At 60.8% G+C, this 24,290-nt stretch carries 23 protein-coding genes; 5 read left to right on the top strand and 18 right to left on the bottom strand.

Features of this window, described 5'->3' with window-relative positions; translation table 11 throughout:
- The first annotated feature begins 20 nt into the window (after positions 1 to 20).
- Positions 21 to 3,197, top strand: a complete 3,177-nt coding sequence (gene infB / locus IEW09_RS11585) for a translation initiation factor IF-2 (RefSeq protein ID WP_188554274.1) — start codon at positions 21 to 23, stop codon at positions 3,195 to 3,197.
- A 70-nt stretch (positions 3,198 to 3,267) separates the two neighbouring features.
- On the opposite strand, the gene IEW09_RS11580 is transcribed toward infB, so the two are convergent.
- Positions 3,268 to 3,561, bottom strand: coding sequence for a hypothetical protein (locus tag IEW09_RS11580; protein ID WP_188554273.1), 294 nt, complete (start codon positions 3,559 to 3,561; stop codon positions 3,268 to 3,270).
- 157 nt (positions 3,562 to 3,718) lie between these two features.
- Between IEW09_RS11580 and IEW09_RS11575 the strand changes: the two genes are divergently transcribed.
- The 3 genes from IEW09_RS11575 to efp all read left to right on the top strand — a co-directional run bounded on the left by IEW09_RS11575 (position 3,719) and on the right by efp (position 5,914).
- The gene (locus IEW09_RS11575) at positions 3,719 to 4,294 is read left to right on the top strand and encodes an anthranilate synthase component II (protein WP_188554272.1); all 576 of its coding nucleotides are present in this window, start codon (positions 3,719 to 3,721) and stop codon (positions 4,292 to 4,294) included.
- Positions 4,295 to 4,304: 10 nt separating this feature from the next.
- Positions 4,305 to 5,243, top strand: coding sequence for a nuclease (locus IEW09_RS11570; RefSeq protein WP_188554271.1), 939 nt, complete (start codon positions 4,305 to 4,307; stop codon positions 5,241 to 5,243).
- 113 nt (positions 5,244 to 5,356) lie between these two features.
- The gene (gene efp, locus IEW09_RS11565; protein ID WP_188554270.1) at positions 5,357 to 5,914 is read left to right on the top strand and encodes an elongation factor P; all 558 of its coding nucleotides are present in this window, start codon (positions 5,357 to 5,359) and stop codon (positions 5,912 to 5,914) included.
- A 96-nt stretch (positions 5,915 to 6,010) separates the two neighbouring features.
- On the opposite strand, the gene IEW09_RS11560 is transcribed toward efp, so the two are convergent.
- The 4 genes from IEW09_RS11560 to IEW09_RS11545 are packed head-to-tail and all read right to left on the bottom strand — an operon-like array spanning position 6,011 to position 8,410.
- Positions 6,011 to 7,057, bottom strand: a complete 1,047-nt coding sequence (locus IEW09_RS11560) for an NAD(P)-dependent alcohol dehydrogenase (protein ID WP_188554269.1) — start codon at positions 7,055 to 7,057, stop codon at positions 6,011 to 6,013.
- Positions 7,058 to 7,073: 16 nt separating this feature from the next.
- Positions 7,074 to 7,607 carry an adenine phosphoribosyltransferase gene (locus IEW09_RS11555; RefSeq protein WP_188554268.1) on the bottom strand — a complete coding sequence of 178 codons (534 nt, stop codon included), beginning with the start codon at positions 7,605 to 7,607 and terminating at the stop codon, positions 7,074 to 7,076.
- A 51-nt stretch (positions 7,608 to 7,658) separates the two neighbouring features.
- The gene (locus IEW09_RS11550) at positions 7,659 to 7,940 is read right to left on the bottom strand and encodes an acylphosphatase (protein ID WP_188554267.1); all 282 of its coding nucleotides are present in this window, start codon (positions 7,938 to 7,940) and stop codon (positions 7,659 to 7,661) included.
- A gap of 5 nt (positions 7,941 to 7,945) precedes the next feature.
- Positions 7,946 to 8,410 carry a hypothetical protein gene (locus IEW09_RS11545; RefSeq protein WP_188554266.1) on the bottom strand — a complete coding sequence of 155 codons (465 nt, stop codon included), beginning with the start codon at positions 8,408 to 8,410 and terminating at the stop codon, positions 7,946 to 7,948.
- 282 nt (positions 8,411 to 8,692) lie between these two features.
- Between IEW09_RS11545 and IEW09_RS11540 the strand changes: the two genes are divergently transcribed.
- Positions 8,693 to 9,169 (top strand): hypothetical protein, encoded by a 477-nt coding sequence (locus IEW09_RS11540; protein WP_188554265.1) that lies wholly within the window; start codon positions 8,693 to 8,695, stop codon positions 9,167 to 9,169.
- Between the two features lie 94 nt (positions 9,170 to 9,263).
- On the opposite strand, the gene glmM is transcribed toward IEW09_RS11540, so the two are convergent.
- The 13 genes from glmM to IEW09_RS11475 all read right to left on the bottom strand — a co-directional run bounded on the left by glmM (position 9,264) and on the right by IEW09_RS11475 (position 24,250).
- Positions 9,264 to 10,613, bottom strand: coding sequence for a phosphoglucosamine mutase (glmM, locus tag IEW09_RS11535; protein WP_188554264.1), 1,350 nt, complete (start codon positions 10,611 to 10,613; stop codon positions 9,264 to 9,266).
- A gap of 29 nt (positions 10,614 to 10,642) precedes the next feature.
- Positions 10,643 to 12,196, bottom strand: a complete 1,554-nt coding sequence (gene xseA, locus IEW09_RS11530; protein ID WP_188554263.1) for an exodeoxyribonuclease VII large subunit — start codon at positions 12,194 to 12,196, stop codon at positions 10,643 to 10,645.
- 37 nt (positions 12,197 to 12,233) lie between these two features.
- The gene (locus tag IEW09_RS11525) at positions 12,234 to 12,458 is read right to left on the bottom strand and encodes a DUF2905 family protein (protein WP_188554262.1); all 225 of its coding nucleotides are present in this window, start codon (positions 12,456 to 12,458) and stop codon (positions 12,234 to 12,236) included.
- A gap of 19 nt (positions 12,459 to 12,477) precedes the next feature.
- Positions 12,478 to 12,852, bottom strand: coding sequence for a response regulator (locus IEW09_RS11520; protein WP_188554261.1), 375 nt, complete (start codon positions 12,850 to 12,852; stop codon positions 12,478 to 12,480).
- A 154-nt stretch (positions 12,853 to 13,006) separates the two neighbouring features.
- Positions 13,007 to 13,741, bottom strand: a complete 735-nt coding sequence (locus IEW09_RS11515) for a tetratricopeptide repeat protein (protein ID WP_188554260.1) — start codon at positions 13,739 to 13,741, stop codon at positions 13,007 to 13,009.
- Between the two features lie 511 nt (positions 13,742 to 14,252).
- A complete protein-coding gene (locus IEW09_RS11510) occupies positions 14,253 to 15,851 on the bottom strand; it encodes a carboxylesterase/lipase family protein (RefSeq protein WP_188554259.1) in 1,599 nt (532 codons plus the stop codon).
- 152 nt (positions 15,852 to 16,003) lie between these two features.
- Positions 16,004 to 17,359 carry an FAD-binding protein gene (locus tag IEW09_RS11505; protein ID WP_188554258.1) on the bottom strand — a complete coding sequence of 452 codons (1,356 nt, stop codon included), beginning with the start codon at positions 17,357 to 17,359 and terminating at the stop codon, positions 16,004 to 16,006.
- 114 nt (positions 17,360 to 17,473) lie between these two features.
- On the bottom strand, positions 17,474 to 17,863 hold the full coding sequence (locus IEW09_RS11500; protein WP_188554257.1) for a hypothetical protein: 390 nt from the start codon (positions 17,861 to 17,863) through the stop codon (positions 17,474 to 17,476).
- Between the two features lie 52 nt (positions 17,864 to 17,915).
- A complete protein-coding gene (locus IEW09_RS11495) occupies positions 17,916 to 18,647 on the bottom strand; it encodes a hypothetical protein (RefSeq protein ID WP_188554256.1) in 732 nt (243 codons plus the stop codon).
- A gap of 98 nt (positions 18,648 to 18,745) precedes the next feature.
- Positions 18,746 to 19,492 (bottom strand): endonuclease/exonuclease/phosphatase family protein, encoded by a 747-nt coding sequence (locus IEW09_RS11490; RefSeq protein WP_188554255.1) that lies wholly within the window; start codon positions 19,490 to 19,492, stop codon positions 18,746 to 18,748.
- A 5-nt stretch (positions 19,493 to 19,497) separates the two neighbouring features.
- On the bottom strand, positions 19,498 to 22,377 hold the full coding sequence (gene polA / locus IEW09_RS11485; RefSeq protein WP_188554254.1) for a DNA polymerase I: 2,880 nt from the start codon (positions 22,375 to 22,377) through the stop codon (positions 19,498 to 19,500).
- 50 nt (positions 22,378 to 22,427) lie between these two features.
- Positions 22,428 to 23,531, bottom strand: coding sequence for a tRNA preQ1(34) S-adenosylmethionine ribosyltransferase-isomerase QueA (gene queA / locus IEW09_RS11480; RefSeq protein ID WP_188554253.1), 1,104 nt, complete (start codon positions 23,529 to 23,531; stop codon positions 22,428 to 22,430).
- A gap of 92 nt (positions 23,532 to 23,623) precedes the next feature.
- Positions 23,624 to 24,250, bottom strand: a complete 627-nt coding sequence (locus IEW09_RS11475) for a lysophospholipid acyltransferase family protein (RefSeq protein ID WP_188554252.1) — start codon at positions 24,248 to 24,250, stop codon at positions 23,624 to 23,626.
- Positions 24,251 to 24,290 lie beyond the last annotated feature (40 nt).

Below are 24,290 nucleotides of genomic sequence, written 5' to 3'. Positions count from 1 at the left end.
GGGAAAGCGAAAAGGGACGGATGAGCAAAGTTCGAATCAATGATCTGGCACGAGAACTGGAAGTAAAGAGCAGGCCGATTCTCGATGCGCTTGAAGCGATCGGCATTACTGGAAAGACGCACTCCAGCTCGATCGAGGCCGATCAGGCTGAGAAAGTACGCAACTACTTCAACGGTGGAAACCGCACCGCGAGCGCGAGTAAGCTACAGGCCGACGTCAAGCCGAAGATCGACCTCTCCAAGATCTCCAAGCCTGGCGATGCGCTCAAGGCGATCCTCGAGCGCAAGCAGGCCGAGGCTGCTGCCAAGGCTGCGCCTCCGCGCCCCACGGCTGTCGTAGCCGCGCCTCCGCCCACTGCTCATGCTGCACCGGTGGCATCGCGACCGGCGACTCCTGCGGTTTCCATCTCTGCCTCGGCTGCTGCTGCACCAGCGCCAACTCCGGCTACACCGCCTGCGCCGCGCCGCATCGTCCCGCAACCCCGTCAGGCGGCGAACATTATCACTCCCGCGGCCCCTGCCGCTCCGGCGATTGCAAGCAAGCCTCCGGTTGGCCCGGTGATCGCGAAGCCTCCTGTCGCGGCTCATGTACCGACACCGCCTGTGGCTGTCGCGCCTCCGGTTGTGGTTGCGTCTCCTGCTGCGAAGCCCGCGGCAGCAACGCCACCCGTGGCGGTTGTTGCTCCCCCGGTCGTCGTCGCCCCACCCGCTGCTGTCCCACCGGCTCCTGCGCCGGAACCGGCCGTTGCTCCCGCCGTCGCTGCTACCGTTGCCGCCTCAGAGGCTCCGGCCGAGGCCGCTGCTGCTCCTCCGGCTCCGGCCGCGCCTGCTGGCCCTCCGCCACGTCGCGTCATCATGCCGCAGACCGGTCCGCGCCCCATTTATACCGCGCCGCCAGTCGCTCCCGGAGCACCGGCTCGCAGCCGTCCCATCTTTGAGCGTCCGCGTCCACAGGCTCCCGGTGCTCCCGGTTCTCGTCCACCGTCACTCGCTCCTGGCGCGCGTCGGCCTATGCACCCGACGCGCAGCTATCCCGGTGGTCCTGGCGGTCCCGGCGGAGCACCCGGACGCCCCGGCTTTGCCCCCGGAGGAGCGCGTCCCGGTTTCGGTGCCCGTCCTGGCTTTGGCGCACGTCCCGGCGGAGCTCCCGGTGCCGCTCCTGGTTTGCCCGGTCCGGGTGAGAAGCCCGGAATGCGTCCGGCAGCGCGGCCAGCATCACGGCGCGGCGGCCAGCGCTACGAGAAGACCAAAGAAGGCCCGATGAAGGGCTTCCAGCCGCCATCACGTTTTGGCGGCGCGCAGATTCCCCGCGAGCCGGTGCCGATCACCAAGACCATCACCGTCACTGAGGGCATCAGCGTTAAAGACCTCGCAGAAAAGCTGGATGTTCGCGGTAAGGACCTCATCGCAACGCTGCTGATGCGCGGCGTCTTCGTCACCGTCAACCAGTCGCTCGAAGGCGAGCTGGTCAAGGACGTCGCGCGCCAGTTCGGCGCCGACGCGCAGGTCATCTCCGTTGAAGAGCAGTTGGAAAACGAGGCCATCGAAGGCTTCCTCGAAGACACCACCGGCATGGCCGAGATCGCCCGTTCGCCGGTCGTTACGGTCATGGGCCACGTCGACCACGGTAAGACCTCGCTGCTCGACGCCATCCGCTCCACCGACGTCGCCTCTGGCGAAGCCGGCGGCATCACGCAGCACATCGGAGCCTACAAGGTCCACGTCACCAAGCCCGACTCTCCCGCCTTCGGTCGCGAGATCGTCTTCCTCGATACACCCGGTCACGAGGCCTTCACCCGCATGCGTGCTCGCGGAGCCAAGGTCACCGACATCGTTGTTGTGGTTGTCGCGGCAGATGACGGCGTTATGCCTCAGACGCTTGAGGCGATCGACCACGCCCGCGCTGCCAAGGTGCCGATCATCGTTGCCGTCAACAAGATCGACAAGCCCGAAGCGAATCCGCAAAAGGTCATCCAGCAGCTTGCCTCTCGTGGCCTCCAGCCCTCCAACCAGGGCGGCGATACCGAGTTCGTCGAGGTCTCGGCGAAGAAGCGCATCGGCCTCGATCTGCTCGAAGAGATGATCTGCCTGGTGGCCGACATCAGCGCGCCCAAGGCTGTTCCCGATCGTCCTGCCGTCGGAACCGTCATCGAAGCCAAACTCGATCGTGGCCGCGGTGCCGTCGCCAGCATTCTCGTTCAAAACGGAACCTTGCGTACCGGGGACAGCTACATCGTCGGTAACACCTTCGGTAAGATCCGCGCCATGTTCGATGATCGCGGACGCTCCATCACCGAAGCCGGGCCCTCCACACCGGTCGAGATTCTTGGTCTCGAAGGTATGCCCGACGCTGGCGACACCTTCCTGGTTATGGCCGACCGCGACAAGGCCAAGGGCATCGCTCAGTACCGCAAGATGAAGGAGCGCGAGGCGCAGCTCGCCAAGAGCTCCCGCGTCTCGCTCGAGGGCCTTGCCGAACAGATCAAGCAGGCCGGCATGAAGGACCTGAACCTGATCCTCAAGGGCGATGTGCAGGGTTCAGTCGAAGTGTTGGCCGACTCGTTGGAGCGCATGTCGACCGAGAAGGTTCGCGTACGCGTCCTGCACTCCGGCGTCGGCGCCATCACCGAGTCCGACGTGCTGCTCGCGTCCGCATCGAACGCCGTCATCATCGGCTTCAACGTCCGTCCCGACCGCAAGGCCGCAGAGATTGCGGAGCGCGAGAACGTCGAGATTCGTCTGCACTCGATCATCTACGAGCTTCAGGACCAGATCACGAAGGCGATGTATGGCCTGCTCGAACCGGTCTACAAGGAGAACTATGCAGGCCGCGCCGAGGTGTTGCAGGTCTTCAAGATCACCAAGGTCGGCCAGATTGCAGGTTGCCGTGTCACCGACGGCCTTATCCGGCGCGATGCTCAGGTCCGCGTTTTGCGCGATGGCACGGAGCTTTGGAAGGGCAAGATCGCCAGCCTCAAGCGCGTCAAGGATGACGTTGCCGAGGTCCGTCAGGGCGTCGAATGCGGTATCGATCTCGCGGGCTTCAAGGACATCAAGGCAGGCGACATCATCGAGTCCTTCACGACGGAGACGCTCGCTGCTGAACTCGGCCAGAACTCCGCCGCTGCACGCAAGGCCGAGAAGGCCGCAGCCGAAGCCGCCGCTGCAACGGCGAACGAGACTTCGGTCAACGCCTGAAACAATCTGTAGCTTTATCTACCTAAAGGTGGGACTTCGGTCCCGCCTTTTCATTGCAATGCGGCTAGTTTCAGAAACGTCGTACATCCCGGTAGAAGATGCAGTGACTCTCCAAATACCAGCAACAGACGAAGAGAAGCAACATGATGCTTGTAGCCCAATAGAAGACCTGAACTGGAAGTGTCGTCATGAGCCGCTTATTGTCAGCCGATGGCTCTTCTACGGATTCGCGAAAGATCAATCCGCTGATGAGCGAGATTCCGGCAGCCAGCGATAATAGTTCGAGAGAGTCTAGGAGCGTCTGATGCAGGTCGCTGGCGGGAACCAGAAAAGCCGTGTGGAAGACGGCACACAGTGAGAGCATGCATAACAACAAGGCGATCGGCTTGGCGACCTCAAGCAACATGCTCGAAACTCACGTGGCGAGTGTACCGCTGTTTGGAGGCCAAATCCAGCCAGAAGGCCGCGATGAGAGGTCTTCAGACGATTTGCTGTGAAAGGCGTAAAATCATAGAAATCCTATGGTCTTCGTGCTCGATAACTACGACTCCTTTACCTATAATCTGGTGCAGTACATGGGCGAACTCGGCGCTGAGATGGTGATTCGCCGCAACGACGAACTGACCCCGGCCGAGGTTGAAGCGCTGCGTCCGGACCACATCCTGATCTCGCCCGGGCCGTGCACGCCGCAGGATGCAGGCATCAGCATCGAGCTGATTCAGCACTTTGCCAAGGCGAAGCACCGTGTTCCGCTGCTGGGCGTCTGCCTTGGCCATCAGGCCATTGGAGCGGCCTTCGGCGGCAACGTCGTACGCGCTCCGAAGCTGATGCACGGCAAGACCAGCGAGGTTGAGCACGACGGCAAGACCATCTTCAAGGGCATTCCGTCGGCGATGACCTGCACACGCTATCACTCGCTGATCGTCGCGCAGGATGGCTTTCCGGAAGAGCTTGAGGTCTCCGCGAGGACTGCCGATGGCGAAACCATCATGGCATTGCGTCATCGCGAGCTGCCGATTGAGGGGGTGCAGTTCCATCCCGAGAGCGTGCTGACCGTGCACGGCAAAGAGATCATCCAGAATTTCCTGAAGATGTAGCGTGGTGAAGATGAAGCTCCAGTTGGCCCTTTTGTTCGCGGTACTTTGCGGAGCCGCACAGGCCCAGCAGCCTATCGGCAACGTGGCTGTGCAGGACGCTACTGTGGCAGGCGAGCTTACCGTCAACAATGGCCGCGCCGTTCTTGTAGCCAATACCACCGTTACCGCGAAAGACCATACTGCGGATGTCACGCTGAATCGCGGCGGCTCGATCCACGTATGCGCCACCAGCGGTTTGCACATCACCGCAGGCAAAAGCACGACAGGGCCAGCGCCGCTGATGCTTTCGCTCGATCGCGGCGCGATTGAAGTGCAGATGGCAGCGACGACCAGTGATGTCATCATGACGCCTGATCTGCGGTTTGGCATCGCCAGCAACGGGCCGCTCGACCTCATGCTTCGTGTCACCAGCAACGGCGATACCTGCGTCGAGAACCGCGGTGCGAACGCGCCGATCCTGACTGGCTCTGATGCGTTCGGTGAAGCGAGCTACAACCTGCGCCCAGGCCAACACGTGCTGTTTGAGCACGGCAGCCTGAAGGAAGTGGTGGACAACGAGAGCTCTCCCTGCGGCTGTCCACCTGCTCCAGCGCCCGGGCTCTCACTGGCGGACGCAGCGATCAAGGGCGGCAACACAAAGCAGGTGGTGGAGGCACAGCATCCTTTTCCGGCTGCCATCAGTAATGGCCTTGCACCTGCTGCTTCCGTCCCGCAGGCTCCGCAGGGTGTAGTTCACGCACAGGTCGATACGACGTTGAACTATGACGCTAATGGAAACAATTCATCTGCTCCGCAGCCTCCCAGCGAGCCAGCAGAGGCGAATGCTCCAGCGACGGTTCAGGCAGCGTCGCCAGTGGCGGCAGAACCGCCGACTCCGGCGCCGCAGCATCATTCGGATGTGGGCCACTGGATTGGCCACTTCTTTAAGCGCCTGTTTGGCCGCGGTTGAGCCGGACGGACGGCCCACTGAGCTACAATTAAAGGGTTGTGGGCGAGTCGGCAGCGATGCTTTGTCCACTCTGCCACTTTCAAATACAACAATAGAAATCAGGGGTTTTTCTTATGTCGATTCCCGCCACGCAGATGCGACCGGGCATGATTATCAAGTTCAAAGACGACCTTCATCTGGTCTTCTCCGTCGAGCACCGCACGCCGGGCAACCTTCGCGCCTTCATTCAGGCCAAGCTGCGCAATGTTCGTACCGGAGCGATGTTCGTCGAGCGCTTCCGCTCGCCTGATCCCATCGATCGCGTCATCGTCGACGAGGTGAAGATGGAGTACCTGTACAACGACGGCGATGACTACTACTTCATGGACGAGAGCTTCGAGCAGACCATGCTGAAGCGCGACACGCTGGGTGATGCAGTCGATTATCTTCTGCCTAACCTCACCATTGCCGTCAGCTTCCACGATGGCAAGGCAGTCGGCATCGAGCTTCCACTGGTGGTCGAGATGACCGTGGTGGAGACGGAGCCAGGCATCAAGTCGGCGACGGCGTCTTCTGTCACCAAGCCTGCCAAGCTGGAGACAGGGCTTGTGGTGCAGGTGCCTCCGTTTATCAATGAAGGCGAAAAGATTCGCGTGGATACAGCTGAAGGCGCGTACATGAGCCGCGCATAAGGTTTGCTGCGGTACAAGAAAGATTGAATGGCCGTTTTCTCTAAGAGAAAACGGCCATTCGTTTGTAGCCTTGCAACTAATTTTTAGAACAGTCGCTTATTGCGCGGGCAGCGTCTTCATGTCGATGACGAAGCGATACTTCACATCGCCTTTAACGACGCGCTCGTAGACTTCGGGCAGCTTCTGGATGGAGGTCAGCTCGATATCGGAGACGATATTGTGCTCGGCACAGTAGTCCAGCATCTCCTGCGTCTCGGCCATGCCGCCGATCATCGACCCTGAAAGCGAGCGGCGATTGGCGAGAATGGCGAACGGTGCAATGGACAGCGGCTGCTCCGGCAGGCCGACCGAGCAGAGTGTGCCGTCAAGCCGCAGCAGGTTGAGATAGTCGTTTAGATTGTGCTCTGCTGCCACGCAATCGAGGATGAAGTCGAAGCTGCCTGCATGCTTTGCCATGGCGTTGGCATCTTTGCTGATGACAACTTCATCGGCTCCTAGCTTCTTGGCGTCTTCGATCTTGCTCTCGGATGTCGTGAACTGAACGACGTGCGCTCCGAAGGAGTGGGCGAACTTCAGGCCCATGTGTCCCAGACCGCCGAGGCCGACGACGCCGACCTTCTTGCCTTTGCCCGCGCCCCAGTGGCGTAGTGGCGAGTAGGTCGTGATGCCTGCGCAGAGCAGCGGTGCTGTCGCCGCCAGATCTATCTTTGGCGACAGAGTGAAGGTGTACTTCTCATCGACGACGATGTTATTCGAGTAGCCGCCGAATGTAAGCTCGCCCTTGTAGTCGCGCGCGTTGTAGGTTCCCACCATGCCCTTGACGCAGTAGGGCTGTGCTTCGGCCTTACAGTTCTCGCAGATGCGGCAAGAGTCGACCATGACGCCGACTCCGGCAAGATCGCCCTTCTTGAACTTCTTCACTGCTGAGCCGACCGCGGTGACATGGCCGACGATCTCGTGGCCGGGAACCATCGGGTAGATGGACTGGTTCCACTCGTCGCGGACCTGGTGAATGTCGGAGTGACAGATGCCGCAGTAGGCGATCTCTACGACGACATCGTTCGGGCCGGGCTCTCTGCGGTCGAAGCTGAAGGGAACCAGTGGCGACTTCTTATCGTGTGCGGCATATCCATGAGACTTCATCGAGAAACTCCTGAGGTTATTCGTCGTAGTGCAAGAGGCTGAGGACGTCGTACTCCTGAAACTTCTCACGCCCCTTGAGGAAGTCGAGCTCGACTGCAAAGCCAAGACCTGCAATCTCTCCGCCGAGCTGGCGGACGAGCTGGACGGTGGCCTGCATGGTGCCTCCGGTGGCGAGCAGGTCATCGACGATGACGACGCGCTGGCCGGGCTGGATAGCGTCGAGGTGAATCTCGAGCGAGTCGCTGCCGTACTCGAGATCGTAGGTCACGCGAGCGGCCTTTGCGGGCAGCTTGTTGGGCTTGCGTACGGGGACGAAGCCTGCATTGAGGCGGTAGGCCAGCGCGGGACCGAAGATGAAGCCGCGGGCCTCGATGCCGAGAACCAGATCGATCTCTTTGCCGATGTAGTAGGCGGCGAAGGCGTCGATGAGCTGGGCAAAGCCTGCCTTGTCCTTCAGCAGCGTGGTGATGTCGTAGAAGAGGATTCCGGGCTTGGGAAAGTCGGGAACGGTGCGGACGAGCGACTTCAGTGGTTCGCAGTTATAGGACATCGTTAATTTCCAGACTCCTTTATTTTTTAAACCTGACTTTTCAGTCCTTTTTTACCAGGCCCCTTCAATATTGAACTCTCCGAGATTTGCGCCTTCGCTCTCGTCGAGCTGGTGTTCGATGACTGCATCGACGCGGCTGCCGCGCGAACCTTTACGAAGTGCCTCTTTCAACTCCGTTAAATCTTCGGGGTCGCCGGCTGCGACGATCTCGACGTGGCCCTCGTCGGTGTTGCGAACCCAGCCCTTGAGGCCGATCTCGGCGGCCTCGCGCTGGACGAACCAGCGAAAGCCAACGCCCTGCACGCGACCTTTGACGAGGTAGTGGCAGACCATCGACGTTACAGGACCATATGGTCGGGTGGAATCTGTACGGGACCTTGGTTGTCGCCGGGGAGACGTCCCAGCTCAAGCTCGGGCTGGATGTTCTCGTTGATGACGGGAAGGCTGGGCAGGTTGTCGGTGCGGCCAACCTCGCGCACGACGGCGTCGGCGTGGGTCAGGACCTCTTCGACCGTCATGGTGTACATCTCGCGGCCGTTGTCGTAGCCGGACTCGATGGCGTGCTTGAGGTAGCGGCCAGCGGCCTGAGCGGCGAGGTAGTCGGTGATGACATGGCCGTTGCGGCGCTTCTGCTCCACCCAGGCAAGGTTGGGCATGGCGATCCAGAGAGGCTTGCCGTTGACGGAGAAGCGGATATCGGTGGCATCGGCGTGGCGCGTGGCGATGGCGACGACGGTGCCTTTCCACAGGCAGCGGAGCTCTTCGCCGGTCCAGCGGTCGGTTACTTTGAAGTCTTCATACATAGCTGTTTCTAGATTAGTTCACGGTGGAGCGATGGGCAAGGCGGTGCGGTCTTCTGTTTGGGGCTGTCCTCTTCGCTGCCGTTCTTTCGTTGCCAAGGGCTTACTGGATTGATACAGCTCAGGGGGAATCTACCTGAATACAGTTTGCGCCTAATCTCAACGTTGCTGTAACTGGAGCTTGACGCTCGATTCTCGCTGATCGGCGACCATGGAAGCATGTTCCCAAAGGATTCTTCCCTTTTGAAGCAAGCCTTCGCGTACTGGAACTGGAAATGTGCTCTGATGAGCGCTACCGCCCGCTCACTGGTCTACCTTGCGGCAATGGCCCACACCGGACTTCATAGCACTCTGCCCGTCGTTGTGGTTGAGATAGGTTATGTGACGCTCACGGCCGGGGTGTATGCGGGCATGCAGCAAAATGCTCTCCGACTTCGTTCGCGGCTACTTGGAAACCTGATCGTCGTTCTGGGCGTTCCCGGCCTGGCCCAGGTAATGGATTGGTTTATTCATCACCTTACCCATACCGTCGCCACAGGCAGAACTACACTGGCTGTCAGCCTCTTCGCTGCGCTCTCTGCACTCTTTCATTTGCACGTCATGCGCAACGGCGGTTTCCTCACAGGCCAAGGCCATTCGCTGCTCGACGACTTTCGCCGCGTGCCCCGGTTCATTGCGGGATTCGTTCTCCGTCCGGTCGATCTCATCACTGCACGGATCTCGCGTTCTACCTCCGCTGTTGAACCGGAAGGCACACTTTAGAGCGGTTCTTTTCCAGATGTAGTTCTGGTGGTTTGAGCAAAACGCAGATTCCCTTTGGGAATGACAAAACAAAGGAAGCTACGCTGCAACAATTTCAGACGCCTAGCTCGGCGCGGATGGCGTCGGCGATGGTGTTGGCGTGGTGGCGCATCAGCGGTTCGGATTCGGCTTCGATCATGACGCGGCAGAGAGCTTCGGTGCCGCTGTAGCGGATGACGACGCGGCCGGAGTCGGCGAGTTCCTGCTCGGCGGCGCGGATGGCTTCGGCTACGGGGGCGATGTTTTCGAGAGGCTTCTTCTCGCGGACCTTGACGTTGACGATGACCTGGGGGAAGACCTTGAGGTCGGCGACGAGTTCGCTGAGGGTCTTGCCGCTGCGATGGACGGTGTCGAGCACGAGGAGCGCGGTGAGCAGGCCGTCGCCCGTGGTGCTGCGGCCGTTGAAGATGATGTGGCCGGACTGTTCGCCGCCGAGTGCGGCCCCGGTGGAGAGCATCTGCTCGAGGACGTACTTGTCGCCGACGTTGGCGCGAAGCATGGCGATGCCGCTGCGCTTGAGCGCGGCTTCGAGGCCCATGTTGGACATGGTGGTGGCGACGACGGTGTCGTTGGTGAGCAGGCCGCGGAGCTGCAGGTCGCGGGCGGCGAGCAGAAGGACGGCGTCGCCGTTGACGACGCGGCCGTTCTCGTCGGCGAAGAGGGCGCGGTCGGCGTCGCCGTCGAAGGTGATGCCCATGGAGGCTTTCTGGGTGACGACTTCGGCGGCTACGACGTCGGGGTGAAGGGCTCCGCAGAATTCGTTGATGTTGAAGCCGTCGGGGCTGGCGTGGGTGACTACGACTTCACCGCCGAGTCCGGCAAAGAGCTGGGGGGCGACGGAAGAAGCGGCTCCGTTGGCGCAGTCGACGACGATGCGCCTGCCGTCGAGCGAGAGGCCGGGAACGGCGGCGAGGAGGAAGCGGATGTATTCGGCGCGGTCGGCTTCGTTGACGGGGGGTGCTTGCGGGATGGAGTTAGAGGGTGCGGCGGCTGTTTCGAGGTGGCGGAAGATCTCGTCTTCGATGGCAAGCTCGGTGGTGTCGGGAAGCTTGAAGCCGTCGGGGCCGAAGAGCTTGATGCCGTTGTCCTGCCAGGGATTGTGCGAGGCCGAGATAACGATGCCGGTAGCGAAGCGATGGGTGTGGGTGAGGAAAGCGACGGCAGGTGTGGTGATGACGCCGGCGCTTTCGACTGTGGCTCCTCCGGCGGTGAGTCCGGCGGTGAGGATGGCTGCGATGGAGTCGCTGGACTCGCGGGTGTCCATGCCGAGCAGGACGCGGGGCGAGGGAGTTGTGGCTTTGAGCGTGTGCGCGAGAGCGAGGCCGATGGCGTGGACGGTGGGGCCGTCGAGGGGAGGCTGACCGGCAACGCCACGGATGCCGTCGGTTCCAAAGAGCTTCTTCATGTCTTACAGTTCTCCGTTGTCTTGTTGTCCTACTTATTGTCCGATACTTTTGCGGTCAGTGTGCCTTCGGCCAGGCGGGCTCGGATGGTTTCTCCTGGGGAGGTGTCTGCAGCCGATCTTAATAGGATGCCGTTTTCAGCGTAGACGAGCGCATAGCCTCGCGAGAGAACGGCCAGCGGTGAGAGCGCTTCGAGGCGCGTGGTGGAGCGACTGAGGCGAGCTTGATTGGTGGAGACGGTTCGGGTAGCGGTGCGAAGCAGGCGCTCGGTCGCAGTCTGCAGGCGGCGCTGGGTGGCGGCGATGCGGATGGAGATGTTCTGGCGGCGGAGGCGTTCGGTGAGTGTGGCTAAGCGCTGGGTGTTGATGCGGAGACGGCGCGTGGCGGCGGCCTCGAGGCGAAGGCTTAGCTCGTCGATGCGCTGATCGCGGCGGCTGATGCTATCGCGGAGGCGGTTGAGGACGGACTCCGACGAGAGGCGGGCGTAGCGCTGGCGGGCGGAGAGGATATGGAAGCGTCCGGCGCGGTGGATGCGGGCCATGAGGGCGTCGATGCGCTCTTCGATACGATGTTGCGCGGCGGTGACGAGTTCGGCGGCGGCGGAGGGTGTGGGGGCGCGGAGGTCGGCTACGAAGTCGGCGATGGTGAAGTCGGTCTCGTGGCCGATGGCCGAGACGATGGGGATCTCAGAGGCGTCGATGGCGCGGGCGAGCGACTCGTCGTTGAAGCCGGAGAGGTCTTCGATGGAGCCGCCGCCGCGAGCGAGGACGATGATGTCTACGAGCGAGGGGTTTTCGTTGAAGTAGCGGATTCCGGCGGCTACCGTGGAGCAGCACGTCGTGCCTTGCATCGTTGCCGGATAGACGAGCAGGTTGAGGCGGGCGTGGCGGCGGCGGGTGACATTGACGATGTCGCGGATGACCGCACCGCTGGGCGAGGTGATGATGCCTACGCAGTGCGGGAAGGCGGGGAGCGGACGTTTGCGGTCGGCGTCGAAGAGTCCTTCGGCGAGGAGGCGGGCTTTGAGCTGCTCGAAGGCGAGTTGGAGGGCTCCGGCTCCGCGAGGCTCGAGGGTTTCGGCGATGAGCTGGAGCTGGCCGCGGCTCTCGTAGATGGAGATGCGGCCACGGACGAGGACGGCGAGGCCGTCGGCGGGGCGGAAGCGGAGGAGAGTGGCCTGACGGCGGAAGAGGACGACGGGGAGCTGGGCTTCGCCGTCCTTGAGCGTGAAGTAGATGTGGCCGGAGGGAGCGGCGCGGAAGTTGGAGATCTCGCCTTCGACCCAGAGATCGGGGTAGCCGCCTTCGACCTGCTGGCGAATGTCGATGACGAGGTCGCGGACGCTCCAGATGCGGCGCTGGGTGGGAAGCGAGGGTGTTGGCTCGTCGATTGGTTTGAGACTTGTGTTGCTTCTGCTCGCGTCCTCAAAGGCCGGACGTGGAGCAGCTGGTTGAGTGTCGGCTTTTACCGGTTCGGAGGTGAAGAGAAGATTGGTTTGTATGGGGATGGGCTTTGCGAGGCGTGTTCTTCCCCGGCCAGCGCGCAGGCTTGCAAGGGTTGGCGGCTTCTCTTCTTTTTCGCCCATTGGCCGAGTCTAGCATCGCGGGCGGGCGTAGTTGAAGCTAGCGGCGGAGGTGATTGATGACCCAGAGCACAAGGCTGAGGAGGACGCTGAGCAGGAGGCAGGTGACGAGCGGGAAGGAGACCGACCAGCCGCGGCCGCGCCAGTTGAAGTCGCCGGGAAGGCGGCCCAGCGGGATGTTGAGGCGGTTGAGACCCAGAACTGCCAGCCCCGCGACGACGAGGAGAAGGCCAAGGAAGATAAGGATGCGGCCAAGGTCAGACATCAGAATCAGGACAGGTTGATTAGCTAGCGGCGGCCAGCATCGTGGTGGCTTCGCGCAGCAGGTCGGCGGGCTGACAGGGTTTGGTGAGGATGCCAACGGGACGGGCGAGCTTATTGGATTGCTCGCGCACGTTTTTGAGATTGGAGTAGAAGCCCGTCAGCACGATGATGCGGCAGGAGGGAAGTTCGCGGGTGACATCGCAGACGAGTGCGAGGCCATCTCTTCCCGGCATAGTGACATCACATAGAAGAAGGTTGGGATTGAAGGAGCGCGCGGACACAAGTGCCTGATCTGCTGAATAAGCAGTCCTGGCTTCGAAGCCACTCTTGACGAAGATGAGCGCAAGGGTGTCGGCGACCAGACGATCATCGTCAACGACAAGAATTCGTTGCATGGTGATCTCCCTTTGAATAGCTTCTGGATGCATGTTTCTGCCTACACCTTAGGCCGGAAAAGGCGCATTTGTCCATGAATATATCGATATTTTTTGCGGAGAATAAGCAGAGGCCACGCGGCCTCTGCTGTGGAATTGCGAGTGTAAAGAAGAGTTACCGCTGAAGGGCGGCGGGCTCGGCTGAGGGGTTCAGCTTCTGCGCGGCGAGCATGCCGACGGCGCTCTTACTGTCCTTGTCCTTGAGCTTAGCGTAGATCTTCTTGGCTTCCTCCGGCTTGCCCTGCGACTCGTACATCTCCGCTAACTGGAGCTGGGCGAGACCGGCGGGAACCGAGGTGGTGGGCTTGGCGGTCAGCTCGTTGTAAAGATCGACGGCCTGAGCATCCTGCCCGGTCTGGCGATAGAGATTTGCGAGCGAGAGCTTGGCGAGCGAGGCCAGTTCGCTGTTCCAGCCGCTGGCTACCTGCTTCAGCGTGCTTTCGGCGGCAGAGTTGTTGCCGGCTTCGATATAGGTGAGGCCGCCGAAGTAGCGGGCCGTCTTTCCATCGGGCTCCATGCTGTACTTATCGGCAGCAGCCATGAAAAGTTGATTGGCAGCCTTGGCGCGCTCTGCTGCGGAGGCGTAGGTCTTGACGCCGGGAGGAACCTGCTGGCCGGGCTCGGCGAGCGGGGTCTGGTACTCCTGCATGGCAGAGCCGAAGGCGACGGAGGCCGCATTGCTGCGGTTGTTGTAGATGACGAAGCTGCCGACCACGATGAGGAGGAGCGCGATCAGGATGGAGCTGGCGACGATGACCGTCTGACGGTTTTCGCTGGCCCACTCGAGGCCCTGCTGTGTGGTGTCGATGAACTGGTCGTGCTTGAGCGCTTGCTTGGTCTGCTGATCCACTTGGTTGAGTCTTCCTTTTTGCTCGCGACGGTCGGGCCGCTTTGAGAGAACTGGTTGCGTGAACGGTCGACGCAGGAATTTAAGTCTATCAGTGCGGGAAAGAGGTTGCGAGATTCTGTAGTTCTTTTTGCATCCCCTTCGTCAATCTGCTCTGTAGGGTACCCCCCTGTGTACTAGAGGTCCAAAGTCTTCATTCTAAATGACTTAAAATGTAAAGTCTTGAATCGAAAAGAGTTAGGTCCGTTTGCCGACGCCAGATCTTTCCCACTACTTCCAGTCTATCTGGTGAAGGATAACTCTTTTGCAAACATTATCCCTTTTATTATGTGAGATTTGAAGGGGGTATGGGTCTTGACAGGAAATTTGTCGGTGTTTTGGAAGGATATTCTCGTAAGTTATTGAATCAAGAGACAATATAGAGACAAGGGCGAAATAGAGGAATTCTCCCCCTTCGCTGCGCTGCGGTCGAGATGACGGGGCGCTATGACCGTCATCTCGACCAAAAGAGCTATCAGGGTTTTGGCTTGCCCCAGACGGAGTCGAGGAAGAGGTAGCGGGGGCGCAGGGTGTCGGGTTGAGCTTCGGGGTTGGCGTTGAGGTGCATGACCTGGTACTGGTCGTCGGCTGTGCTGGTGGGCCAGTTGGGCAGGCCGGGACCGTTGGGGTTGCCGGTGCGGGCGAAGTTGGTCCAGTACTGACCCATCTGGTCGGAGAGCTTGCGATCTTCTGGCCGCCAGACGGCTCCGGGGCGGGAGTCGAGGGTGCCGAAGACGTACTCGATGTCGTCGGAATGGAAGGCTCCCAGGGCCGCCTTGTGGTTCTGGTCGCCGGGGTTGCCGAGGGTGAAGAAGTAGCGATAGACGGGAGCGTTGCCGGTCAGGATCTGCGCCTCGATCCAGCGCCAGGTGGAGAAGGCGATGAAGCGATCGCTGGCGAAGTCTCCGGCGGAGGCGAGCGCTTCGGCATCGGTGGTGGCGGGATAGACGGCGAGGAAGTCCTTGGCGCGGTCGCCGAACTCCTTGTCGGCCTGGGCGGTGAAGCTTTCGGCGGTGACGGGTGGCTTGGCGAAGAGAACTGCACCGCGAGCTTCGTCGGCGTTCCAACCGGCGAGGAGAGGAACGTGGGCCTGCTGGCCTGCGGCGTAGATGGCAGGGACGGATTCGGGCAGGAAGTAGCCGTCGACGTCGGGTCCGAAGCGCGGTGGCGGCGGTGTGGTTTTGGCGGTGGCGGCTTTGACGAGATCGTCGGCGGAGAGCTTGCGCAGGTCGGCGAGCTTGGAGGTGCCGAAGGCGGTTTGGGCGAACTCGACGTTACGCTGCTCGAGGGATTCGCGAGAGGGGTAGCTCAGGCCAGCGCTGTAGAGGGCTCCGCCGCTTTCGCCGATGGCCTTGGAGATGAGGCCGCGGCTTTGCGGGGAAGCCATGAGGGTGCTGACGGCGAAGGAACCGGCGGACTCGCCGAAGATGGTGATGTTGGATGGGTCTCCACCGAAGGCAGCGATGTTGCGCTTGGTCCACTCGACGGCGGCGGTCTGGTCCATGAGGCCGTAGTTGCCGGAGGCGTGGTGGGGTGATTCGGCGGTGAGCTCGGGATGGACGAAGAAGCCGAAGATGCCGAGGCGATAGTTCATGGAGACGATGATGGTGTTGCGGTGGGCGAGGAACTGGCCGTCCTGACGGTTCTCGGAGGTGCCGCCGGTGGTGAAGCCGCCGCCGTAGATCCAGACCATGACGGGGAGCTTGCTATCGGGCTTGGCGTTGGCGGGGGCCCAGACGTTGAGGGTGAGGCAGTCCTCGCTGGGGCCGGGGTCGTGGAAGACCATGTCGGGATAGCCGCCGGACTGGACGCAGTGCGAGCCGAAGTTTGCGGCGGAGCGGACGCCCTTCCATTTGGCGGCGGGTTGTGGCGGCTGCCAGCGAAGATCTCCGACGGGAGGCGCGGCGTAGGGGATGCCTTTGAAGGCGATGACCTGTTTGTCGGTGGTGTATGCGCCTTCGACTTTTCCTTTGTCGGTTTTTACCTGAAGCGGGTTGGCGGCGAGGGCGGGAAGAGAAAAGAGCAGGAGGGTGGCAAAAGACGCGAGGGTGCGGTTCAGTTGCAGCAAGGGCATCGGTTTTTCTCCGCTGCCCAACTTACCACAGAAACGGTTTAGCTTTGTGTTTGCCGGATGGAACGTCTACGCTCCCACCCTTCGCGATGCTGCTGCGAAGGATGGGGCACCCGATCGTTTGAGGTAGAGATGATTCTTGGCGGCAGAGATGCTCAGGCACTGAAGAGGTTGGTGTTGAGGAAGTCGTTGCGGAATTTTCCGTTGGGGTCGTAGTGCTTGAGCATGGCCTGATAGTCGGGCAGCTTCTCGTAGAGCTTCTGGATGTGCGAGGGCTGCATGGTGAACATCTTGGCCCAGTGCGGGCGGGCGTCGAAGGGCGCTAGCTTGGCTTCGATGAGCGGAAGGATTTTTTTGACGGCGGGCCATTCCGGTTTCCAGGTGAAGTGGATGGTCATGGCGTCGCGGTTGTGGCAGGTGCTCATCCAGATGTTGTCGGAGGCGATGGTGCGGAACTCGGTGACGAAGAGATGCGGCGTGATGTGGTCGCGAAGTTCTTCGACGGAGCGGATGGCGGCGTAGCCTTTGTCGCGAGGGACGAAGTATTCGGTCTGCAGCTCGTTGCCGCTGCTGGGGGTGAAGTTCATGCGGAAGTGCGGCATGCGCTCGTACCAGGGGCCGGGGATGCCTTGCTGCTCGGTGCAGTTGATGGCGGAGGCTCCGGTGATGGGGTGGAGCTTTTGTTTGGCGAGGGTTGCGCCGTAGAATTCGGCGGGCATGTCGGCCTTGCCGCCGGGGGCGAGGCGGCTCTTGATCCAGACCTGGGTGGCGCGATTTTTTTGCCAGTCGGTGAAGAGGCTGACGCTGTAGCCGCTGCCGAAGATGGCTTCGAGGTTGTGCTCGAGCTGGTCGAAGGAGAGATTTTCGTAGACGACCTGCGCCATATCGAAGCGCGGGATCACGTTGAGCGTGGTGTTGGTGATGACGCCGAGGCCGCCGAGCGCGACGGCTGCACCGAGGAGTTGATCGCCGTCCGTTGCGCGGGAGATGTGGACGATGTTGCCGTCGGCGGTGACGATCTCTACGGCGGCGACGGCGGTGGAGAGGTTGCCATTCTTGTTTCCCGAGCCGTGAGTCGCGGTGGCGCAGGCTCCGGCGACCGAGACGTGGGGCAGCGAGGCGAGATTGTGGACAGCAAAGCCCTGCGCGTCGAGCCACGGCGAGAGTGCGCCGTAGGTGACTCCGCCGCCGACGGTGACGGTGCGGGCCTTGGCATCGACCGACATATTCTGAAGGGCTTTGACAGAGATCTGATTGAAGTTGCTGTCGGCGATGGTGTTGAAGGAGTGGCGCGCGCCGAGGGCTCGGAGCTTGGTGCAGCTCTTGACAGCCTGTTGGGTCTCTTCGACGGTTTTGGGCTGGAGCAGATGATCTGTGTGATACGTGAGGTTGCCGGACCAGTTGGTGCGGTGCGCGGCGTCGGGGGCTGTAGTTTCGGCTGGGGCGATGCGAGACAACATGGTTCCGGTAATGATAGCGCCTGTGCTCTTGAGGAATTCTCTCTTGTTCATGCACCTGTCCAATGCGTTGCGGGATTAAATTGCGGACTCCGTCCATCCATCTCTGCGAGGAGTGGGCCAGTATAGAGGAACGATCGAAGAGTTCGCACGTGAGCGCGGAAATATCTACAAGAGGCCAGCTAAAAATGGTGCGACTACCTTTACGCCGATGCCGATGATGCCTGCGATCTTCGATACGGTTCCTACGATTTCGGAGACGGAACTCGCTGCGGTGTTGGCCTTTTGCAGATTGGCGTTGAGATGCTCCAGCCCTTGTGTCAGCCCGGGTTTGGGATCGGGCTGTTTGACGGCCTCCTGCATGGTGGGCAGCACTTGTTGCGTGATCGCCTGCTTCGCCTGCTCGGGGATGGGGGCTTGCTGAATCTGCTGATGGAGGGAGTTGAGCAGGCTGGCGATCTGGTCGCGGTCCTGTTGGTTGATGGTGATGTTCTGCGTGTTGTTGTCGCCAACCTGAAGATTGGTTCCGGAGACGTTGCCCATTTTGATGTTCGACATAATCGAGATCTCCTTTTTGCAGCTCTCTTTTTGTGTGTGGGCCCGGGTATGGCTAGTGCGGCTGGCTATTGTGATCGCCAATCTGAACGTTGGTTCCTTTGACGTCGCCGAAGGAGATGGTGCCGCCAGCCTGCACGTGTATCTCGAAGACCTGCGCTCCTCCGACCGAGGTTGGCAGGTTCATGATGGGCGTCACCTGGGATTGGTCGGCGTTGACCACCTGCATCTCTACATGGTTCAGGTTGTTTTTATCGATGAGGGTGCGTACCTGGCTCGGAGTGGCATAGGTTCCGTTCATCTGAACGTTCGCGACGAACTGAAGGGTAGGACCGGCGAACTCGACCCAGCGATAGAGATTGACGCCAGCGATGCATTGCAGCGCAGAGTAAGGCCCCTGCAACAGCATGGCGCTCATGCGAATGGGTTCTGCACCGAGGGACATGGCATCGAACTCTCGGATCAGCGCCGAGGCACCGTTCAGAGTGGTCTGACGCAGGGGAGCGATGCGGGTCACGCTCATCAGGCCAAGGCTCTGCGCGTTGAAGTTGGCGATCATCGGGTTGTCGAAGTTGTAGTAGTGCTGTATCAGACCGGGCAGGTAACCGGGCATGATGGGCAGAAGCCAGACCAGCGCAGGACTGCCGGGCGGCGGCGTTGATCCCAGAGGCCACGCGAAGCATCCGCCGCTCATGGGGTCGAGCGGCGTCGACATAAAACCGGGCGGCATCTGTACGGAGTAGCCGTATCCGTTCAGCGTATTCGAGAAGTTGTTCCAGTTGCCCAAGGCATCGCCTCACGGTGTCTGTTAGGCAAGCATCTTACTCTGGCTTGCTCAGAGACGCCCGTGAAATTTTGACGGAGCAAATATTTTTATCGACGGCCTTACTTGATGTCGCGCCAGTTCTGGCCGATGCTCGGAGATTCGGATGGAGCAATGTCGATCAGTAGCGGGCTATGGTCGCTGTGGTTGGACCATAGAGCAAAATCGCCCAGCTCGAAGTAGTTCAGTCGCTCCGTCCATGCGCTGGGCATAAAAATATAGTCGAGATGAAGAGTCGTATTACTTTGCCTGTACAGGTAGAAAGTAGGTCGCGATTCTCTTCCTTGTTCTTCCTTATGATGAAAATGATAGGTACTTATTAGTTGATGAGTTTCCAGCAGCGCAACTAAAGAAGAATGATTGTTGCCTGAATGTTTCCTGTCCAACTGGCTATTGCTGTTGAAGTCACCAGCCATAACGACTGGGCCACGATCAAACCATTCTGGATGGGCGGTCAGTGCGCGATGGATCACTCCTATATAACTCTCCCGTGCATTGCCTTTTACCGCACAAGCCCAAATCGCGATCAAGGTAAAGTTTTCGGGACCTCTTACATCAATGGGAGCAATCCATTGATGGCTCGGCTGCGGCAGTGGATGAAGTTTCCACTGAGATTTGTAGAAAACCGCTAGACCTTTTGTCGAGGCGTCGCCAAACCATAAGCTCGAATAGCCTTTATGATGAATCGGTTTGGCGTCTCCTTCCGAACATTCCTGAATAATCGCAATGTCAGGATCTGTTGCAAAGACCTCTGCTGCCTTCTTCTTATTTACAAAGCCACCTTGGCAGTTCCAAGTAATTATTCTCATGGCGGCTACTTGATGTCGCGCCAGTTCTGGCCGATGCCTACATCGGCGATGATGGGGACGGTGAATTCGGCCACGTGTTCCATCTCGTGCTTGACCAGCTTTTGCAGCTCCTCGGCTTCTTCGGGGACTACGTCGAACAGGAGTTCGTCGTGGACCTGAAGGGTCATCTGCGATTTGAGCTTGCGGTCGCGGAGAGCCTGGTCGATGCGGAGCATGGCTAGTTTGATGAGGTCGGCTGCGGTGCCTTGCAGCGGCGTGTTGACGGCAGTGCGCTCGGCGAAGCCGCGCATGTTGGGATTGCGCGATTGGATGTCGGGGATGGGGCGGACGCGTCCGAAGTAGGTGCGAACGGCTTGGTCGCGGCGGACGGTTTCGAGGGTCTCGTCGATGAAGCGGCGGACACCGGCGTAGCGCTCGAAGTAGGTTTCGATGTATTGCTTCGCGGTCTTCTGGTCGATGCCAAGTTGAGCGGCGAGACCGAAGGGGCTGATGCCGTAGACGATGCCGAAGTTGACGGCCTTGGCGCGGTTGCGGGTTTCTTTGTCCATGGTCGCGGCATCGACGCCGAAGACCTCGGCTGCGGTGAGAGTGTGGATGTCCTTGCCGGTGCGGTAGGCGTCGAGCAGAAGGGGGTCTTGCGAGAAGTGCGCCATGAGGCGAAGTTCTATTTGTGAGTAGTCCGCCGACATGAGGACGTTGCCGGGCGCGGCGATGAAGGCGGCGCGGATCTCGCGACCGACAGCGGTGCGGACGGGAATATTTTGCAGATTGGGATTGGTGGACGAGAGGCGTCCGGTGGCTGTGCCTACCTGGTTGAAGGTGGTGTGGATGCGGCCTTCGCGATCGGCGAGGTTGGGGAGCTGGTCGAGATAGGTGCTCTTCAGCTTGGCGAACTGACGGTATTCGAGGACGAGGGCCGGGGTGGTGTGGCTTTCGGCCAGTTCTTCCAAGACGTCTTGTGCTGTGGAGACTACCTTGCCCTTGCCATACTTCATCGGCTTGGGGAGGTTCATCTTGTTGAAGAGGACGTCGCCTAGCTGTTTGGGGGAGTTGATGTTGAAGCGATGCGGGGAGTCGCTGCCCATGGCGGAGCCTGCCTCGGCGTAGATGCGCTCGGCGAGGTTGTCGATCTCAATGACGAGGCGGTTGGACATGTCGTTGAGGACGGTGGGATCGATGCGGACTCCGGCTTGCTCCATGCGGAGGAGAACGGCTACGAGAGGGAGGTCGATGGTGTCGTAGACATTTGTAACGTTTGAGGTTTCAATTTCGGCGCGGAGAATGGGAGCGAGGCGTTGGACGGCGTTGGAGGCTTCGGGCAGGAGGTCTTTGGAGACGACACCTTTGGTGACCTGCGCGAGGGCGCGGTTGGTGAAGCGGGCGGTGACGTCGGCGAGAGTGTGCGATCCGTGGGTTGGATTGACGAGGTAGCTGAGCAGCATGACGTCGTCGCGGACTCCGGCGAGCGTGATGCCGTGGGGTTGGAGTGCGCGGTGGACGGCTTTGAGGTCGTGAACGTCTTTGGGAAGCTCGGCGTCGAGGAGGGCTTCCTTGATGCCGGGAGCGTCGAGGGGGACTTCGATGGCGGTGTGTGAGTCGACGGCTAGGCCCAGTTGGCAGGCTGCGTCGGTGGATGCCTCGGTGGAAACCCAGGTCTCAGAATCGGGACCTGGGGCACCCGGTTTTGTGGCTTCGGGTGCGCCGAAGAGGGAGAGGTTTTCGGCGGGCGGTGGTTCGGGTTCGGCGGAGTCTTCGCTGGGTTCGGCGGCGATCTCTTCGGCGATGGCTCGGGCGTCTTCAAAGATGGCCAGTGCGAGACCGTGGGGTTTGCCGGTGACCTTGTCGATGGTGCGGGCTTCGGTGAGGAGAGAGGCTATCTGCTCGTGTGTTGGTTTGGTGATGTATGCGATGGGCGTGTTGTCGACGGCGGGGGCCAGCTCTTTGAGCAGCGTGGTGAATTCTAGCTCGGAGAAGAGCTCGCGGCTGGCGGCGTTGTCGATAGGCTGGGTGAGCATGTCCTCGATGCTGAATTCGATGGGGACGCCGGTGTGGATGGTGACGAGCTCTTTGGAGAGCAGAATATTTTCGCGATTATTTTGTAACGATTCGCGATACGTTTTTTTCTTGACCTCTTCGGCGCGGTCGAGCGCGGCTTCGACGGTGCCGAACTGCTGGATGAGTTCGACCGAGCCTTTGTCGCCGATGCCGGGTGCGCCGGGGATGTTGTCGATGGCATCGCCGCGCAGTGCCATCACGTCGATGACTCGCTCGGGAGGGACGCCGAGAATGTTTTCGACTCCGGCGGGGTCGAGGATGAGGTTGTCTTTCGTGGGGTTGAGGATGGAGACGCCGTTGTTGACGAGCTGCATCATGTCCTTGTCGGAGGAGACGACGAAGACCTTGTGGCCGAGCTCGGAGAGCTTCGAGGAGAGCGTGCCGATGACGTCGTCGGCCTCGAAGCCCTCGTAGCTGAGGATGGGGATGCGGAAGGCTTCGAGGGCGCGGCGGATGAAGGGAAGCTGCTGGGCGAGGTCCTGCGGCATCTCGGCGCGGTTGGCCTTGTAGCCTGCGTAGTCGATGACCTCGAACTGCTGGGTCTTGATGTTGAACTTTTTGACGCCTTTCATCTCCTTGGCGCGCTCGTCGCGGAAGACGGGGCCGGAGAGGTCATAGACGGCTGCGAGGTAGTGGGGCTGGAAGTCCTTGCGCAGCTTGTTGATCATATTGACGAAGACATACGTCGCCGCGGTGGGGATGCCGGTGCGCGTGGACATGGGTCGCTGGCGCTGCATGGCGTGATAGGCGCGGAAGATGAAGGCCATGCTGTCGAGGAGGTAGATGGGCGGCTTTTCGGCGGTGGTCTTCTCTGTTTTCGCGTCGGACATGATGGTTTGATGGTAGCGCGTTGGGGTGGGGTTCGTGCTTTTGTGAAGATTTAGAGCAGCAGCATACAGTCGCCGTAGGAGAAGAAGCGGTAGCGCTCGCGGACGGCGTGAGCGTAGGCGGCGAGGACTTGTTCTCTTCCGGCGAAGGCGCTTACCAGCATGAGCAGCGTGGACTGCGGAAGGTGGAAGTTGGTGAGCAGGCCGCTGACGACACGGAATTTGTGGCCGGGGCTGATGAAGATTTCGGTTGAGCCGGAGTGGGGGTGAAGGCGGAGGCCTGTGTGCGGCTCGAAGGGGTCGGTGTTAGCGAGTTGAGCGCAGTGCTCGAGCGTGCGGGTGGTGGTGGTTCCGGCGGCGATGATGCGGCGGCCCTCTGCCAGTGCGGCGTTGATGGCTGTGGCGGTGGCGGCGTGGAGGGTGTAGTGCTCGGCGTGGAGGTGGATGTCGGCGAGGTCTTGGGCGCGGACGGGCTGGAAGGTGCCGAGGCCTACGTGGAGGGTGATGGTCTCGATCTGGATGCCGTTTTGTTTGAGCTGCGCGAGGATTTCGGGTGTGAAGTGGAGGCCTGCGGTGGGGGCGGCGGCAGAGCCGGGTTCGTGCGAGAACACGGTTTGGTAGCGGTCGCGGTCCTCGGACGTATCGCTGCGGTGGATGTAAGGGGGCAGCGGCATGTGGCCGATCTTTTCGAGGACGGCTTGAAAATTTGGTGTGGGGGCGAAGCGCAGGGTGCGTTCGCCGAACTCTCCGGCGGTGAGGATTTCGGCGGAGAGTAGTGGCTCGGTTTCGTTGGCGGCGTGGAAGTGGAGATGCTCACCGGGTTGGACTTTGCGGCTCGGGCGAACGAGGGCTGACCAGTCATCGCCGCCGAGGTGCTGTGTTAGCAGAACTTCGATGCATCCGCTGGGGCTTGGTGAGCTTTGCTGGGTATGTAAACCGACTCGGGTAGCGTAGAGGCGCGCAGGAATGACGCGGCTGTCGTTGAGGATGAGGAGGTCGCCCGGACGAAGGATGTCAGGGAGATTGCGGAAGAAGTCGTCGCTGTGTTCGCCGCTGCGGCGGTCGAGGCGGAGCATGCGGCTGGTGCCGCGAACCGGTGGCGGCGATTGGGCGATGAGCTCTTCGGGGAGGTCGAAATGGAAGTCGGTTACGCGCACTGTTCTTATTCTAGTTGCGTAGAGATTGAGCAAAACAGATCGCGCTTCGCACGATCTCCCATGTCCCAGAATGGGGACATGGGGCACCCGATCTATTTGGGTTGGGCTAGTTCTACGGAGTGATCGAGCGCGGCCTGGACGGCGGCTTGGTCTGCGGGGACCTGAGAGGTCCACGCTACGGTGACGCGGGAAAAAGGTTTTGGGATGAGGAAGCGATCCCAGGAGTTTGCCTGCCAGGCGCTGTGCGGGTGGACGTAGAATGCTCCAACGGTGCTGTTGACGAGTCTGGCCAGTTGGACGACGCCGGGTTTGGCGACCTGTGCGGGGCCTCGGGGACCGTCGGCGGTGATGGCGCAGTAATTTCCGGCGACATAGGCGCGTTGCAGATTGCGCAGGCCAGCGGCGCCGTCGCGCGAGCTGGAGCCGCGGACAGCGATGAAGCCGAGACGCTCGACGGTGCGGGCGATGAGTTCGCCGTCGAAGCTGCGGCTGATGAGGATGGTGACGCCGCGGTTGCGGAATCGCCATGCGGAGGCGAGCAGGCAGCGGTGCCAGAAGGCGTAGATGGCGGGAGGCGGGGTATCGTAGCCAGGAAGCGTGCCGGGATCGCAGACGTCTTCATAGCGCAGCGTAGCGCCGAGGCAGCAGATGACGGCGCTCGCAAGGCGGGGAACAATAGCGAGCGCGATGCGCTGCTTTAGCGTGTACGGAGAGTCCACAAGGATGAGTTTACCTTTACGGACTTAAACGGAATCCAGA

Source organism: Edaphobacter dinghuensis (assembly GCF_014640335.1).
In the GTDB taxonomy this organism is placed as follows: domain Bacteria; phylum Acidobacteriota; class Terriglobia; order Terriglobales; family Acidobacteriaceae; genus Edaphobacter; species Edaphobacter dinghuensis.
Note: the sequence above shows the minus strand (reverse complement) of the source record. Positions and strands in the feature narration are given on the sequence as shown.

Excerpts from the sequence above, each read along its gene's own strand:
- IEW09_RS11570 (WP_188554271.1), top strand. The coding sequence starts at position 4,305 with ATGAAGCTCCAGTTGGCCCTTTTGTTCGCGGTACTTTGCGGAGCCGCA.
- xseA (WP_188554263.1), bottom strand. The coding sequence starts at position 12,196 with ATGGGCGAAAAAGAAGAGAAGCCGCCAACCCTTGCAAGCCTGCGCGCT.
- infB (WP_188554274.1), top strand. The coding sequence starts at position 21 with ATGAGCAAAGTTCGAATCAATGATCTGGCACGAGAACTGGAAGTAAAG.
- IEW09_RS11500 (WP_188554257.1), bottom strand. The coding sequence starts at position 17,863 with ATGTCGAACATCAAAATGGGCAACGTCTCCGGAACCAATCTTCAGGTT.
- polA (WP_188554254.1), bottom strand. The coding sequence starts at position 22,377 with ATGTCCGACGCGAAAACAGAGAAGACCACCGCCGAAAAGCCGCCCATC.
- IEW09_RS11525 (WP_188554262.1), bottom strand. The coding sequence starts at position 12,458 with ATGTCTGACCTTGGCCGCATCCTTATCTTCCTTGGCCTTCTCCTCGTC.
- IEW09_RS11580 (WP_188554273.1), bottom strand. The coding sequence starts at position 3,561 with ATGCTCTCACTGTGTGCCGTCTTCCACACGGCTTTTCTGGTTCCCGCC.
- IEW09_RS11510 (WP_188554259.1), bottom strand. The coding sequence starts at position 15,851 with ATGCCCTTGCTGCAACTGAACCGCACCCTCGCGTCTTTTGCCACCCTC.
- IEW09_RS11560 (WP_188554269.1), bottom strand. The coding sequence starts at position 7,057 with ATGAAGTCTCATGGATATGCCGCACACGATAAGAAGTCGCCACTGGTT.
- IEW09_RS11490 (WP_188554255.1), bottom strand. The coding sequence starts at position 19,492 with ATGAGAATAATTACTTGGAACTGCCAAGGTGGCTTTGTAAATAAGAAG.
- IEW09_RS11545 (WP_188554266.1), bottom strand. The coding sequence starts at position 8,410 with ATGTATGAAGACTTCAAAGTAACCGACCGCTGGACCGGCGAAGAGCTC.
- IEW09_RS11550 (WP_188554267.1), bottom strand. The coding sequence starts at position 7,940 with ATGGTCTGCCACTACCTCGTCAAAGGTCGCGTGCAGGGCGTTGGCTTT.
- IEW09_RS11575 (WP_188554272.1), top strand. The coding sequence starts at position 3,719 with ATGGTCTTCGTGCTCGATAACTACGACTCCTTTACCTATAATCTGGTG.
- IEW09_RS11555 (WP_188554268.1), bottom strand. The coding sequence starts at position 7,607 with ATGTCCTATAACTGCGAACCACTGAAGTCGCTCGTCCGCACCGTTCCC.
- IEW09_RS11520 (WP_188554261.1), bottom strand. The coding sequence starts at position 12,852 with ATGCAACGAATTCTTGTCGTTGACGATGATCGTCTGGTCGCCGACACC.
- IEW09_RS11540 (WP_188554265.1), top strand. The coding sequence starts at position 8,693 with ATGAGCGCTACCGCCCGCTCACTGGTCTACCTTGCGGCAATGGCCCAC.
- IEW09_RS11505 (WP_188554258.1), bottom strand. The coding sequence starts at position 17,359 with ATGAACAAGAGAGAATTCCTCAAGAGCACAGGCGCTATCATTACCGGA.
- efp (WP_188554270.1), top strand. The coding sequence starts at position 5,357 with ATGTCGATTCCCGCCACGCAGATGCGACCGGGCATGATTATCAAGTTC.
- glmM (WP_188554264.1), bottom strand. The coding sequence starts at position 10,613 with ATGAAGAAGCTCTTTGGAACCGACGGCATCCGTGGCGTTGCCGGTCAG.